We start from the raw sequence: 15,904 nt of genomic DNA, 5'->3' as shown, positions 1-15,904 counted from the left end.
CTGAGTACAGGGACTTAGTATTGAGTGTGAGCAAACATGCTAACAATATACCCAAGAGTATAAGTAGTGTTCTGTTTAGGCGTATGTTGGTTCGGTTGGCCATTATGACTATTTATTAATCAAACGATATGCCAAACATTGTAAGTTGTTGGATTAGAGTGTTTTATAAATTAGGACAAAATTTTAATTGTACTATATTGAACAGTCATTTTGGCGGAGCGAACACTATTTGAAAATCTGAACTTCTTTCTCGGGCACTTTCAAATAAATGGTTTCACCTACTTCATGTGGACATCTCTCGGTCTCTAAGCTTATAAATTCAGATGTGCTATTGTTTCCTATTTTGAGGACATCATGCGGCCCCTTAAATTCTTTTTTTAGGACTTTTCCCGATAAATTAAAATCGCGGGAGGTGGTAATCTGAATGTTTTCAGGCCTGACAAAAAGTTGAAAATCATCCGCCCTGTTATTCGCAATTTTTAATGATCCAAACGATGTTTCAACAATATTCTCATCCTTGTTTTTGGCATTTATAATAACACTCGCTCCAAAAAAGTCCGAAACGTACGGTGAGATAGGCTTTTGGTACACCTCTGAAGGAGTGCCTGATTGCTGAATTGCTCCATCCTTCATCACGACCAATTTATCGGCGATCAAAAATGCATCTGAAGCCTGGTGGCTTACCAAGATGGTTGTGATATGCAATGATCGTAGTAAGTCAAAAATCTCCTCCCGCAGCTTTGCTTTTAAAAGCTCATCTAAGCTGCTAAATGGCTCATCCAGAATAAGTAGCTCTGGATTAATAGCTAATGCTCTTGCCAAGGCGACACGTTGCTGTTGACCACCGGAAAGCTCATGCGGATATCGGTTTTCCAAGCCTTTAAGACCGGTCATCTCTACTAGATGATTCAGCTTTTCTGCGGTCTGATCTTTCTTTTTAATAGCGTAAAAAATATTACCCTTTACCGAAAGGTGTGGAAACAACGATAGGTTTTGAAAGACGAATCCAAATTTTCGTTTTTCCGGCTTCCAACTAGTAATATTCTGGCCGTTTAAAAGGATAGAACCATCGTCAGGTGCTTCTAATCCGGAAATGATTCTTAATAATGTACTTTTCCCACAGCCACTCTCACCTGTAAGCGAAAGAATCTCTCCTTTTTTTACTTCAAGGGAAATGTCTTTCAAGACCTGAGTCTTTTCAAAACTTTTGCTGATATGTTCTACGCTTAGCTTCACCTTCTATGCAAAATCCTGTTTAAGTAATAGACCGGTATTGCGCTCACAAAAATAATCAGCAAGCTTGATGATGCAGATCGTGGAGCCATTTCATCTTTTGCGTACTGAAATGCATTAGTTGCCAGTGTCTCATAGTTAAATGGTCGTAGGATTAAAGTAATTGGCAATTCTTTTGCAACATCCACGAAAACCATAATTAAGGCACCTAGAAGAACCGGCTTTAAGACCGGAAGGTGCACACGGATTAGATTTCTAAATGTGTTGCTACCCAGTGATTGTGCCGCATCGTCAATTTGGCTTGGAATTTTCTCCATGCCAGACTCAATAGATCCGTATCCTACCGCAAAAAACCGGACGGTATAGCCAAATATTAGCGCGAGAATACTCGAGTAAATAAGGTCTGGATTTATGATAAGAATAAATGCAACAATCCCTACGGCAATGACAGCTCCAGGCATTGCATATCCAAGCATAGGGAGCTTTGCAATTGTTTTTTTTACACCTTTTTTCTTCACCAGCCTAAAAGTGTAAACCAGTATAATTGAAAGTATTGCAACGATTAGTGTAGTTGAGATTCCTAATATGGCAGTATTTCCAACTAGGGTAAATAGGCTGGTCCAAACATCATGCGTGTATGCAAGAAAGAACCACCATAGTAGCTGCCCGACAGGGATAATAAACCCAGCTAATACCGGCAGAAGGCAGATAGAGAAAAGTAACCATTTTCTCTTTGTCTTTAATCTTGAAAAGAAAGGCTCAGCTTTGTCTGGTGTTAATCTCTTTTTACGGTTGGCCCTGAATTCTATTATAAGTAGAATAACAACAAATGTGAGGACTATTACGGACAGGAAAACCGCTGTGGATAGGTCACCCAGTGCAAGCCAGGATCTAAATATACCCACAGTAAAGGTTGGAATGCCAAAATAGGAAACTACTCCATAATCATTTAGTACTTCCATGATAACCAGAATAAGTCCGGCAAAGATGGCTGGCCAGGCAAGAGGAAGTACCACTTTAAAAAACGTTCTGCGCATAGACTGACCGAGTGATCTGGATACTTCCATCAGTGATGAAGATTGAAGTAGAAAAGCGGATCTTGAGGTAACATAAACATACGGATAAAGCACGAGGCTCATGATCAGAATAGCTCCTGTATGATTCATGATATCTAAGTAAATGTCTGTGCCTAACCATCTAAAAAAAATACGAATAGGACCTGCGAAATCTGTAAGACCTACATAAGCAATAGCATTAATGAATGTAGGAATAGCCAGCGGAAGAATTAAAACCCATTCAAAATGTTTTCTAAATGGAAAGTCATAAACCGTTACAAACCAGGCTGTAGCCACACCAAGCACCAATGTAATTGCTGAAGTGCCAATTACAAGTATGGAGGTATTCCATACATATAGCGGCAATAGATTGGTCGTAATATGCTTTAAGTTGGATGTATCCAACATAAAGGAGCGACTCGCTACCAAAACAAGTGGCAATAAGATTAATGCCAGGATGCAATTGGTAGCGAGTCGCCAGTAAAAATGTCTGGGAGGTTTAATTCCAGCCAGCTTCATCAAATATTTTAATAACCTCATTCAACAGCTCTGGATTTTCTGCATATTCAAGATTGTCTATCTTGAAGTCTCCCCAAGCTGCAACAGTAGAATCAGCTTTAACATTTTTGTGTACAGGGTACTCAAAAGAAGTAGCAGCGTAAAATTTTTGTATTTCTTCGCTCGTCAAAAACTCGATGAACTTAATTGCATTTTCTTTATTAGGAGCATTTTTGGTTACACCAACACCACTAATGTTTATATGACCACCTCGACCTTCTTGATTTGGGAAATAGATACCAACACTTTGTCCTGCTTTCACTTCTTCAGGGTTATCTGAGTTGAGAAGCAATCCTACGTAATAGGTGTTTACTACTGCAATATCACCAACTCCGGATGCAATAGCTTTGATCTGATCCCGGTCCCCACCTTTTGGCTCACGAGCCATATTCTCAACCATTCCTTTTGCCCACTCGCTAGCTGCCTCTGTTCCATTTTCATGAATGATCGATGAAAGCAATGATTGATTGTAGGAGCTGCTTGAAGATCGGATTAAAATCCTATCATTCCACTTGTCACTCGCCAGGTCTTCATAGGTTGAAAGCTCAGATACATCTACGTCTTCCTTATCATAAGCCACCACCCGTGCTCGGTATGTGATTGCATACCAGGTCTTATCAGCATCAATAAATCCATTTTTGTTATTAGTGTTGGCTTCTACTGACTGTAATAGACCCATGTTTTTAGCTCTGTTCAGCTTTGCAGCATCTACTGTAATAAGCACATCCGCAGGTGAGTTTTCACCCTCCATCTCCAATCTGCTAATCAACTCATCTGCTCCTGCCTTAACCAGGTTTATTTTAATACCAGTCTCATTAGTAAATTTCTCAAATGCTTGCTTGTCTGCATCATAGTGACGATGTGAATAGACATTTAAAACCTTCTCCGCTGAACGTTCCTCCTTATTTTCTTTTGTGCCTGTGCAGGCTATTGTTAGAGTAAGAATTATAAGCTTTATGTATCTCATAGTGTTTGATTTTGCGCAAATGTAATTATTTAGAATCAATCTAAATAAAGTTTGTTGACACAAAAAAAGGTGCCTCTCTCGAGACACCTAATCACCTAATCACACTGCTGAACGCATTGTATTGTTACTGGGGAATTTTAGTTAAAATTTAAACCCTGGAATGTCTTAGTAATTTTTTCACATCTCATCTTCGTCAATTATTAATGTCTAACTTGAATAAGAGTAGAAAATTATCTTTTACAAAGAGACGATTTTGTTGCTTCTTTCTTACTTGGTAATAGTGAGGATATTGATTTAGTTAAAATGACTATTTCTTAAGAAGAATACAATTTGCACTTCTAGTTACATACTATATCAATAAATTTAGGTTCATTCGAAATTCACATCAGTTACATAACAATTTGGCTAAGAAGACTCAAATAACTCATGAAAGTGTATTGGAAAGTATGCCCTTTGGTGTCATTCAGGTGAACATTGATGGTATGGTTACTTACGCAAATCAGTCTGCTTTCAGCTTGCTGGGGATCAAAAAATCTCAACTCATTGGGGTTCATTATTTAGATTTTGAGTGGGACCAATTTAGTCGGAATGAAGAGCCAATGATGGTAGAAGAACATGCCCTTTACAAAGTGTTAAATCAAAATAAGAAGGTTACTACATCAATTCAGGGAACCTTTGTGAAAGGCAAAAGAAAATGGTTTTCAGTAAATGCTGCACCGATTTATGATGATAGCGATCAGTTGATTGGTGGCGTTTCAAATTTTGCTGATATAACACAGAAAATTGAGAAGGATAGAATTTCAGAGAAAGAGTCAGAGCGTTTTAAAATCTTAATTGAGAATATCAATGCGGTGGTGTGGGAATCCGATTTAGCCACTAAGACATTTTCCTACATGAGTCCCAAGGTTGAAGAAATCTTTGGTTACCCTGAAAAGAAATGGATGGAAGAGGGGTTTTGGCAATCAAGAATTTATGATGATGATAAAGAACATGTATTAGCTTATGAGAAACACAAAGCATCTGATGTTAGCAGTTATCAACTTGAATACAGGATTAGGCATAAAGACGGAAGACTTATTTGGATCAGAGATTTGGTTGAAGTCGTCAAGGTGGATGGAAAACCCACAAGCCTTAGAGGGCTAATGTTGGACATCACAGAACAAAAAAATGCTAGAATTTTATTAAAAGAACGGGAGCAACAGTACCGCCAACTTATCACCGAAGCACCATATGCTATTACTATTTATAATAAAGAGGGCACACTGATTGCGGCCAATGCCAAATGCGAGGAGTATTGGCTTATCAACCTAAAAGATTACATTAATCAGTTTAACATTTTCCAGAATGATCTTTTCACAAAAGATAAACAAGTAGACGAAATTAAAAAGGCGTTTCAAGGTGAGAGTGGAGAAGTGACAACATCGATTTCCCTGGAACATGCGGAAGTTGATAGAAATTTTAAGATTAAATATTATCCGTTATTTGATTCAGATGGCAAACTTGAAAATGTGGTTTACATCACTGAGGATATAACCGACAGGGTTCAGGCAGAAGAAAATATTAAAAGGGAGGAGGGGCTAAAACAAGGCATTCTTGATGCACTTGATGAGGCTATACTTGTGGTGGATGATAAGGGAACAATCATCAATGTCAATAAAAACCTGACGACCTATATAAAAGGTCAACCATATTCTAAATTGGAAGTAGGTAAGTCTGTCTTTGAGTTTACTGAATACTTTGGAGAAGAAAATTACTTAAAAGAGAGTCTTACGCTCTTGATGAAGCAGCAGGCAAGTGTGATTGATCAAGAGATGAAACTGGCAGATGGCAAGTGGTATAACCTAAGAGCCACACCATTAAGTGATCCATTTGGAGCTGTAATAACCTGGCAAAATATTAACACCAGGAAGGAGATAGAAATGGCATTGGAAAAATCGCTCAGAAAATATAGAAACATCTATAACAAGGCTCCAGTAATGATGCACTCTATAAATGAGAAATTAGAAATAATAAGCGTGAGTGATTTCTGGTTAGAAAAAATGGGATATGAACGAAATGAAGTGATCGGTAAAACGCCTGTCGATTTCATATCAGAATCCTCCATGATTGATATTGCCACCAATCTCAAAAAACTGTTTAAGGATGGCTATGTAAAAAACGTTGAGTATAAGTACCGTAGGAAATCCGGGGATGAAATAGATGTGATACTTTCTGCCGTTGCGGAATATGATGAGGAAGGAAATTTTGAAAGATCAATAACGGGAATGCTCGATGTTACTGACCTGAAAGAAGCTGAACGAAAGCTACAGGAAAGTCAGTTTAAATTACTTGAGTCTCAGCGAATATCCAAAATCGCTAATTACGAATATGATCCAACGACAGGTGCATTTGACCCATCAGAGGAAATGATTGCAATGATGGGTTTTGATGATTCTCATCGGCATGTATCTATTATTCAAGAACTTATTCACCCTGAGGATTTAGCTGAATTTGCTAAAAAATTAGAGAGCTGCATTGCTGAAGGGAAAGATTTTTTCCACATCTATAGGATCAATCACTTAAAGACAAAAAAATTGAAATGGATTTCCGGTCGTGGAAAAATGTTTTTCGATAATGGTAAAGTGACTCGAATGATCGGGACTGTACAGGATATCACGGAGCAAAAAAATGCAGAGCAAAAAATTCGTCGGTTAACGGATCGAATTTTACTAGCTACCGAGATTGCAAACATTGGGGTGTGGGAGTATGATAGTGAATCAGGAGAAATATTTTGGGAAGATCAGATGTATTCCATCTTTACCAATACAAAAAAGCCTCTCTCAATAAATGAATTGAAAGATCATTTTATTGAAGATGATCAGCAATTGATTGACACAAGTCTTGGTATGATAAAGGGTGGGATAAATTTTTTGGAATCAGAGGTGCAGGTAAAAATTGATAGTGAAATAAAATACTTAAGGGCATTTACAAGGGTACTCCGAGATCATAAAGGAAAATTAAGAGGCATGGTTGGGGTAGTATATGACATCTCAGTTGATAAGAAACTTCAAAAGCAGTTAGAAACTTCTCTGGAAGAGAAGAATGTCCTTATTAAAGAGGTGCATCACCGTGTCAAAAACAATATGCAGCTGATTTCATCCATCCTTGCTTTAAAGTCTTATGAGCTAGATAGCGAGAAATCAAAGGTTGTCTTTGATGAGATAAATGACCGAATTAAGGCAATGGCGGTGATTCACGATAAGCTATATACGTTTCATAATGTATCTGAAATTAATATTTCAGAGTATTTAAATCATATAGCAAAGGAACTTCAAATTGTGCTGTCTGCCGCTAAGTTTAAAGTCTCAGTTCATTCTGAACATCTCGTTCTTGATGTTGAAAAAGCTTTACTTATTGGATTAATGGTGAGTGAGATGGTTGGAAATGCCGTTAAACATGGATTTAGTGATAAGACGAGTGGGGCTATTACCATTCATTTTGGTTACTCCGATGGTAATTATTTTTTGAGAGTACTTAATAATGGAGAAAAACTCAATGCGGATGTATTGAAGAAAGAAACAGGCCTGGGAGTCTCCTTAATAAAAACTTTTTCAAAGCAGCTTGGTGGTAAAGTAGAGATAGATGAAGAAAATGGGTTCAGAGCGAGTTTCTAAATTGAGCTGAATATTCCAATAATGTTTGAATCAATCCGCTGGTTGTTTTCGAGCCTATTTTCCTCATCACATTACCCTTATGAGCATTTACTGTTCGTACACTCAAATTCAGGCTTTCTGCAATTTCTTCATTGCTTTGATCCTTCATCATAAGCAATAAGATTTCATTCTCTCTTTCTGTTAATGATTTAATTCGATTGACAATATCATTTGCTTTATTTGAAAAAAGCATAGAAATAATAGTCTCGTTATAAAACATATCTCCTTCAAGAGCCGCTCGCAAGGTTTTTAAAATTTCATCGGCTTCCATAGATAATGAAATGACTCCATTTACATCGTAAATCGAGGTATATTGAATTAAAAGCGGTTTTAATTGGAAAGCAAATAATATGATTGGAATTCCTTTTGAATACTCTTTTAATTCATCCGGATTGATACTTTCTGTATCAATGATCATCAAATCTAAATCTTCTGTTAACTCAGCAGCAAGTGTAAAAGTGGATGGGTTCAACTCATTTATCAATAAAAATAAATAATTAGAGAAGGAAGTGTTTTTAGATATGATAAAGACTTTTTTCATAAAAACCGTTTCTTAATACCTATAATTAGAAATATCTCACAATTTCATATAAATTAGAACTAATCCGTCAATAAGCCATGGGAAAAATTTTAGTTGCAGAAGATTCACTAATTGTAAATCAGCATATAAAACATGCATTAGAGTCTGGTAGTCATGAAGTTGTGTCTGTTTATTCCGGCAAGGAAGCTGTAAAGATGGCTTCAGAGCAGACCCCAGACCTAATTTTAATGGACATCATGATGGAGACCAATTCAGATGGAATTGATGCTGCATTTGAAATAAAACAAAATCTTGATATTCCAATTATCTTTCTGACAGCTCTAACTGATGAACCTACAATTGAAAAAGCCAAGTTTAGCTTGCCATATGGTTATGTAGTAAAGCCTTTCAATGAAGCCGAACTATTGTCAAATATTGATGTGGCCCTCTATAAGGCTCAGGCAGAAAAGAAAATAAAGGAGAATAGCGAGCTTTTTCAAGCCATTATCAATTCAATTGACAAAGCAATTTTCCTGCTTGATGAAGAAGGTATTATAAGATATACTAATTCGATTGTGGAACATATTACCGCTCGTCCATTTGAACAGTTGATGAACCAGAATATTAATCAGGTTCTTGATTTTAAGGATTACGAAAGTGGGCAAACAGTAAATGTTGTTGGTAAAGAAGAGGTGTCTGAGTTTGAGCTGTTGCTGGATGGTAATGAACGCATCTATGGTGACTTTTACTCACATAATGTATCTCTTGATGAAGAGTACACTTTGTTTTTTTTCAAGGATATTTCCGAGAGAGTAAGGATTAGAGAGGTAAATGAAGAGATGAAAAATCGCCGACTGCTTTCATTTATTGAAGGTCAGGAAAAGGAGCGAGAACGAATAGCCAGGGACTTACATGATGGCGTGGGTCAAATAGCTAATATGATCAAGTTGGCAGTGAAAAAAGGAGATAGCAAGGAGGTTCTAACTGATATGTTAGATCAGTTTTTAGACGAAATGAGAAAGGTCACTGATGGTCTGTTACCTTCACTTTTGAGCGATTTTCCCATTGATGTTTGCATTAAGAAAATTGTTGATCAGGCTGATAAAACCAGTGAGATTCAATTCTCATTTCAAGCGGGGGACTTACCTGACCTTGATATGAAACTGAAGGTCAATATTTATAGAATCACACAGGAAAATATCTCCAATATTATTAAGCACTCACAAGCGAACAATGCTTCTATTCAGTTGTATGGATTTGATGATCATATTCAAATGACAATAGAAGATGATGGTGTGGGTTTTGAAGTTGGAGACTATACAATGGATACAACTCATCATGGAATTCAAAACATTTTATTCAGGTCTCAAGTTTTAAAAGCTGAATGTAACATTGATACACAAAAAGGCAAAGGCACATTTATCAGTTTAAAAATACCTATTGAATGAAAAAGACTAAACTATTTCTGGTTGAAGACCATGAACTTGTAAGGAAAGGTGTAAGAAGCATAATCGATTTAGATCAATCTATTGACATTATAGGTGAATATGATCGGGCAACAAAAGCACTTGATGCCCTTGATAATGGGGAAAATCCTGATATTATTCTCATGGATATATCAATGCCGGAAATGACTGGTCTTGAAGCAGCAAAACTTATTGGTGAGAAGTACCCTGACCTTAGAATCATCATTCTCAGTATGTATAAGGATGAAGAGTATGTGATGGAGGGTTTAAATTTTAATATTGCCGGCTATGTAGTAAAAGATAGTGTGGCAGATGAAATACTTGTTGCTATTGAGAAAGTGCTGGAAGGGGGAAAGTTTTTTAGTCGGGAAGTAATCGATACAGCACTTAATTCCTATAAAGAGATAAAAAAAGAAAAGAAAAAAGTAGAAAGTGTTCAACTGACAAAGCGAGAACTAGAAGTGCTCAACGATATTTCCGATGGACTTAAAAGTCAGGAAATAGCTGATAAATTATTTATCAGCGAGCGTACAGTTGAAGCTCACAGAGGGAACATAATGAAAAAACTCCACGCTAAAAACATGGCAGAGCTAATAAAGAAAGCTATGAATTTAGGTCTTCTAAAGCCGTAATGAATAGTGATTTTACTTAATTAAAGAACCGTGTTTACAATGTCGTAATTACATTTTAGCTCATCATATCTTTGATTTTGAATTTGTGTTCATCGAACCAATAAAAACCACTGGTTTTTCAACAATAAAAGATATGACAGAAAATGGTCATTTTTAATACGCACCAAAAAATCGACGCATTAAGAAAAATAATGCCTGGGGGGTTGATTTTTGTTTTAGATACAACCGACCGTTCGTTTGTCTATAAATCAATGGAAAGCCCAAACTGCGAACAGTTGGTTTTTTCTGTAGATAAAATTTACGGAGTTGATAATCTAACCCGTGAAACCGATTTCCATTCACACGAAGACGAATCTGCGAGTATCAAATTCCAAAAAATTGGTGGTAATACCTATTTAGGTGTCTGCGCACCAAAAGAAGCTTATTCTGAATATCAACTTAAATCGGTAGACGATTATTTCAGATTTCACTCAAATCCAAGCGAAATAAACCAAGAAAACTAGACTCTTTCTACTTTTCATTATAATTTAAAAATCCAGCGCAAAGCGGATTTTTAACAGTAACTCGAGGAGACATACTCATTCGCTATAGGTCATTACGCTTCACGTTTCGATAAGAGTTGTAATCGGTTTAATTCCAATCATATAACTCTTTCCTAAAATTCTGTAAATCCTTCCTTTTCACTTTTCGTATATTTGTTGAGTTGAAAAAGATAATATCCATATCGCTTGCTATCGTTTTGCTTCTTGGTAACGTAGGGTTTACCTACGGAACCCACTTTTGCATGGGCATGGCAATGAAAAGTGAGCTCATGCTGGGCCAGGAGCATATGGATTGTGGTATGGGTACCATGGATCACCCGGACCATGAAGACGAAAAAATGCACTTTGTAGCTCCAGACTGTTGTGAAAACGAATACGTTACACTTGAAACGGATGAGCTTTTCAAGAAAGATATTTCTACTGAGTTAGCACAAATCTTTGTCACCTCGACAGTGGCTGGTTTCCTTTATGAAATTAACCTTGAGTTCAACCAAAATCAACCAATTCCGGTTGATAGCTCCCCCCCATTACCTGACCTGGATTTTCAGGTACTCTATCAGGCATTCTTGATATGATTTATTGATTTGAATGTATTTACAGGCACCAATAGGTGATCCTGCATCTATACTTTCTTTCAAATCAATAAGTCAAAAAAATGCTGAATAAAATAATAAAATACTTTCTGGAAAACCGACTGGTAACGGTCTTGATTCTCATTGGCTTCATTGCCTGGGGAATTGTAACAGCTCCATTTGGCTGGAAAGTAGGTGTATTGCCTTCCGATCCTGTACCTGTAGATGCCATTCCCGATATTGGAGAGAATCAACAGATTGTATTCACTCAATGGCAAGGGCGTTCACCACAGGATATTGAAGATCAGATCTCCTATCCAATGACGACCTATCTTTTAGGTATCCCGGGTGTTAAATCCATCCGAAGCTCATCCATCTTCGGCTTTTCCAGCATTTACATCATCTTCAATGAAGACATTGAATTTTACTGGAGTCGCTCACGAATTCTGGAAAAACTCAACTCCATTCCATCTGGATTACTGCCGGAAAGTGTTCAGCCAACGCTCGGTCCGGATGCTACCGCTCTTGGGCAAGTCTATTGGTACACCATAGAAGGAAGGGACAAGAGTGGAAATCCTACCGGAGGATGGGATCTGCATGAGATCCGCACCGTTCAGGATTTCTATGTGAAGTACGGATTGAATGCTACTGAAGGAGTGTCTGAAGTGGCCTCAATCGGTGGATTTGTTCAGGAATACCAGATTGACGTAAATCCGGATGCACTCTTAGCCTATAACATCCCGCTGCATCGAGTCATGACGGCTGTCAAGCAATCCAATAAGGACGTTGGTGCTAAAACCATTGAAATCAATCAGGCCGAATACCTGGTAAGAGGATTGGGCTATATCAAGTCTGTTGAAGATCTGGAGAAAGCCGTTGTTTCTGTTCAAGACAATGTACCTGTTCGGGTTAAAGACATTGGACGTGTATCGCTCGGCCCGGCTACACGAAGAGGAATACTAGATAAGGATGGCGCTGAAGTGGTAGGTGGAGTGGTGGTCGCCAGATATGGTGCCAATCCACTGGAGGTCATCAACAATTTGAAGGACAAGATTAAGGAGATCGCTCCTGGTCTTCCGAAGAAAACACTTGCGGATGGGACGGAGAGTCAGCTGACCATAGTGCCTTTCTATGATCGGTCTCAGTTGATCTACGAAACACTCGGCACTCTTGAAGAGGCACTTTCATTGGAAATCCTGATTTCGATTCTGGTAGTGATTGTCATGGTGTACAATCTAAGAGCCTCATTTCTGATATCCAGTATTTTACCCATCTCGGTGCTCATGGTGTTCATTGCCATGCGCTATTTTGGTGTGGATGCCAACATCGTGGCACTTTCCGGAATCGCCATTGCCATTGGAACGATGGTCGATCTGGGGATTATTCTTTCAGAAAACATCATCAAACATCTGGATGAAGCTCCAGCGGATCAAAAATTAATCACGACGATTTACAATGGTTCAGCAGAGGTAGCAACTGCCATACTTGCGGCTGTCTCTACCACCATTGTCAGCTTCATTCCTGTGTTCACTATGCAAGCTGCTGAAGGCAAACTATTTGGCCCATTAGCCTTCACCAAAACTTTTGCATTGGTTGCGGCACTCATCGTGTCACTATTGATTTTACCTACACTGGCTTACTGGTTCTTTGGAGCCAGAATTAAAAATGAGAAGGTGCAACAAGCCGTAAACCTTGGCTTGATTCTCATAGGGATAGTGGGGTTAGCATTCGGCCAGATTTGGGGTGGTATAATGTTGCTACTTTTCGGATCACTGGTTTTCTTCAAAGCTTGGTATAAAAGAAAAGAACGACCTCAAAAATGGTACACTGGGTTAATTGGCAAGGCTGAGTTGATTCTCGCTGTTGTCGGTGTGGTTTGGTTGCTTGGTAAATATTGGTTGCCTCTTGGAGCCGGAAAAAGTGTATTTACAAACGTGCTTTTTGTGGCGCTTCTGATCGGTCTTATCCTGGGAGTATTCACATTGCTTCAATACTACTACAAGTCCATACTAAATTGGTGTCTGGCCAATAGGGTCAAATTCATGCTCATTCCGGCATTTTTGATCCTGCTAGGAGTCAATATCTGGCTAGGGTTTAACTCGGTTTTTGGATTTGTGTCTAAAGGATTTGAGGCGATTGGCGTTGAGGTTCAGTCCTCCAAAGTATGGTCGACATTCGCTCATGCCTTTCCTGGAGTAGGTGAAGAGTTTATGCCATCACTGGACGAGGGAAGTTTCTTGCTTATGCCTACTTCCATGCCACATTCAGGCATTGAGTATAATCGGAAGGTCGTAGGTCAGCTGGACATGCTGTTAACCAATATTCCCGAGGTGGATCTGACGGTCGGTAAACTGGGTAGAGTGGAATCAGCACTGGATCCGGCACCAATTTCCATGTATGAGAATGTGATCAACTACAAGTCGGAGTATAAGGTGGATGATAGAGGGAGGAGGTTGAGGTTTGAAGTGGATAAGAATGGTCATTATGTTTTAGAGGGGGGAGAAGTTAGAAGTCAGAAGAAAGAAGTTAGTAGGAAGAAATTAGATAGAGAAAAACAGTGGTATTTTGACGGAAAAGACACCATCAGTCTGTTCTCCAACGTCCAACTTCTAACATCTTTAGAAAAGCAACTCATTGAAGATGACAATGGAAAGTACTTCCGTAACTGGCGACCGGAAATTCAGTCTCCGGACGATATCTGGAATGAAATAATCAAGGTGACCAAAATACCTGGCGTGACTTCAGCTCCGAAGTTGCAGCCAATCGAAACCCGGTTGGTCATGCTTCAAACGGGTATGCGAGCTCCAATGGGAATCAAGGTATATGGGCCTGATTTGCAGACGATACAAGATTTCGGTTTGCAACTGGAGGAGATCCTTAAACGAGTTCCGTCAGTGAAGACAGAAGCTGTCTTTGCTGACAGAATAGTTGGAAAACCTTACATGCATCTCAACATTAACAGGGAACAGATCGCTCGATATGGACTCAGTATTGAAGATGTTCAGCAAACCATTGAAACTGCCATAGGTGGCATGAAGGTCACCACGACAGTTGAGGGGCGAGAGCGATTTCCTGTACGAGTTAGATATCCTAGAGAGCTCCGTGACGATCCCGAGTCACTAGCCAAGGTATTGATCCCAACTCCGACAGGAGCACAAATTCCACTCGGGCAGTTGGTAGACATTGAATATATGAGGGGACCTCAAGCCATCAAAAGTGAAGAGACTTTCCTTGTTGGTTATGTCCTCTTTGATAAACGAGATGGTTACGCAGAAGTGGAAGTAGTAAATGATGCTCAGGAAACAATCCAGCAGCGAATTGATAGTGGTGAATTAGATGTTCCTTCGGGCATCAGTTACAAGTTCTCCGGTAGCTATGAAAATCAGGTACGCGCAGAAAAGCGACTGGCTATCATTGTCCCGCTTGTGCTGGGAATCGTATTTCTAATCCTCTATTTCCAATTCAAGTCCACAACTACCTCACTGATGGTTTTCACCGGAATCGCCATGGCATTTAGCGGTGGATTTATCATGATCTGGCTTTATGGACAGGATTGGTTTTTTAACTTCTCTTTACTGGGGATTGACTTCAGAGACCTCTTTCAGATCAAGACCATCAATCTGAGTGTCGCCGTGTGGGTAGGCTTCATCGCCTTGTTTGGAATAGCCACAGACGATGGTGTGTTGATGGGCACTTACCTGGATCAAAGTTTTGATCGGAACAGAACCAAAACGATTCCTGAAATACGAGAGGCAGTAGTAGAAGCAGGGTTGCGAAGAATCCGACCGGCTGTGATGACTTCTGCCACGACCATCATTGCCTTGCTTCCAATTCTTACATCTACCGGAAGAGGATCAGATATCATGATCCCAATGGCTATCCCAGCCTTTGGAGGAATGGCCGTTGCAGCAATCACCTATTTCGTGGTGCCGGTACTGTATTGTATGCGAGAAGAACGAAAACTTAAAAAGCTTGAATCATGAGAAACATGTATTTCATATTAATCGCTCTGTTCTTATTGGCTTGCTCAAAGCCAAATGAATATCCTATTGTTAAAAACATAGGTGAGTTGAGAAAAATCATGCATCAAGGTGAGTTTCAGGCCAGAGTTAGCCTGGACACGCTAGTTAAAAAAGAACTCTATGGTTTAGGAGCACAGGATTCTTTGTCAGGTGAGATATTGGTAATCGATGGAGAAGTTTTTAGGTCATACTTGAAGAATGACACTTTGATTACACAAACTGATCAATCTGTCAAGGCTACATTGTTTGTGTACACCTCAGTCACTGCTTGGGATACCGTAGATTTTTCAGGCATTTCTGATATCGAACTTCAACTTGAGAAAAGCCAGGATTTATCAAAAGCATTTCCGTTCATATTATTGGGAAGTCCTTCGGTGGATTATCATGTTATCAATTTTAATCCGAAAAACGGAGACATCTCAAAACACAAGGAAGGTGCATTTAGAGGTTCGATTCAAAATGAGCCACTGACTATTCTGGGCTTCTATTCCAAAGAAGCGAAAGGAATTTACACACACCATGACAGTAATCTTCACATGCATGTTATCAATACAGATAGAAGTGTGATGGGGCATGTCGATCAGATAAACATAGAAGGTAGAAATATGAAATTAATACTTCCAAGAGAAGTTAGAAACTAGAATC

General features: G+C 38.9%; 11 protein-coding genes. 7 read left to right on the top strand and 4 right to left on the bottom strand.

Annotated features, from left to right (window positions below):
• Positions 1 to 225: 225 nt before the first annotated feature.
• From CHB71_RS13290 to CHB71_RS13280, 3 genes are read right to left on the bottom strand one after another with little or no spacing between them, the layout of a single operon-like run.
• Entirely contained in the window at positions 226 to 1,236 is a 1,011-nt protein-coding gene (locus CHB71_RS13290; protein WP_089357405.1) for an ABC transporter ATP-binding protein, read from the bottom strand.
• A complete protein-coding gene (locus tag CHB71_RS13285) occupies positions 1,233 to 2,828 on the bottom strand; it encodes an ABC transporter permease (protein ID WP_089357404.1) in 1,596 nt (531 codons plus the stop codon). Before CHB71_RS13285 ends, CHB71_RS13290 begins: the two co-directional genes overlap by 4 nt.
• A complete protein-coding gene (locus CHB71_RS13280) occupies positions 2,788 to 3,813 on the bottom strand; it encodes an extracellular solute-binding protein (protein WP_089357403.1) in 1,026 nt (341 codons plus the stop codon). Before CHB71_RS13280 ends, CHB71_RS13285 begins: the two co-directional genes overlap by 41 nt.
• A 401-nt stretch (positions 3,814 to 4,214) precedes the next feature.
• Between CHB71_RS13280 and CHB71_RS13275 the strand changes: the two genes are divergently transcribed.
• Positions 4,215 to 7,466 carry a PAS domain S-box protein gene (locus CHB71_RS13275; protein ID WP_144017423.1) on the top strand — a complete coding sequence of 1,084 codons (3,252 nt, stop codon included), beginning with the start codon at positions 4,215 to 4,217 and terminating at the stop codon, positions 7,464 to 7,466.
• Here CHB71_RS13275 and CHB71_RS13270 read toward each other — a convergent pair.
• Positions 7,450 to 8,046, bottom strand: coding sequence for a LuxR C-terminal-related transcriptional regulator (locus CHB71_RS13270; protein ID WP_089357401.1), 597 nt, complete (start codon positions 8,044 to 8,046; stop codon positions 7,450 to 7,452). The two genes, CHB71_RS13275 and CHB71_RS13270, sit on opposite strands and share 17 nt — an antisense overlap.
• 77 nt (positions 8,047 to 8,123) lie before the next feature.
• On the opposite strand from CHB71_RS13270, the gene CHB71_RS13265 reads away from it, so the two are divergent.
• From CHB71_RS13265 to CHB71_RS13240, 6 genes are all read left to right on the top strand, one after another.
• On the top strand, positions 8,124 to 9,473 hold the full coding sequence (locus tag CHB71_RS13265; RefSeq protein WP_089357400.1) for a response regulator: 1,350 nt from the start codon (positions 8,124 to 8,126) through the stop codon (positions 9,471 to 9,473).
• Entirely contained in the window at positions 9,470 to 10,123 is a 654-nt protein-coding gene (locus CHB71_RS13260; protein ID WP_089357399.1) for a response regulator, read from the top strand. The genes CHB71_RS13265 and CHB71_RS13260 overlap by 4 nt, the downstream gene beginning before the upstream one ends.
• A 143-nt stretch (positions 10,124 to 10,266) precedes the next feature.
• Entirely contained in the window at positions 10,267 to 10,626 is a 360-nt protein-coding gene (locus CHB71_RS13255; RefSeq protein ID WP_089357398.1) for a hypothetical protein, read from the top strand.
• A gap of 200 nt (positions 10,627 to 10,826) precedes the next feature.
• Entirely contained in the window at positions 10,827 to 11,240 is a 414-nt protein-coding gene (locus tag CHB71_RS13250) for an HYC_CC_PP family protein (protein ID WP_144017422.1), read from the top strand.
• Positions 11,241 to 11,320: 80 nt separating this feature from the next.
• Positions 11,321 to 15,220: an efflux RND transporter permease subunit gene (locus tag CHB71_RS13245; RefSeq protein ID WP_089357396.1), complete on the top strand. Its 3,900-nt coding sequence runs from the start codon at positions 11,321 to 11,323 to the stop codon at positions 15,218 to 15,220.
• 5 nt (positions 15,221 to 15,225) lie between these two features.
• Positions 15,226 to 15,900 (top strand): acetolactate decarboxylase, encoded by a 675-nt coding sequence (locus CHB71_RS13240; protein WP_221406728.1) that lies wholly within the window; start codon positions 15,226 to 15,228, stop codon positions 15,898 to 15,900.
• Positions 15,901 to 15,904 lie beyond the last annotated feature (4 nt).

Source organism: Ekhidna lutea (assembly GCF_900188325.1).
In the GTDB taxonomy this organism is placed as follows: Bacteria; Bacteroidota; Bacteroidia; order Cytophagales; family Cyclobacteriaceae; genus Ekhidna; species Ekhidna lutea.
This window is presented reverse-complemented; position numbering and strand designations above follow the sequence as displayed.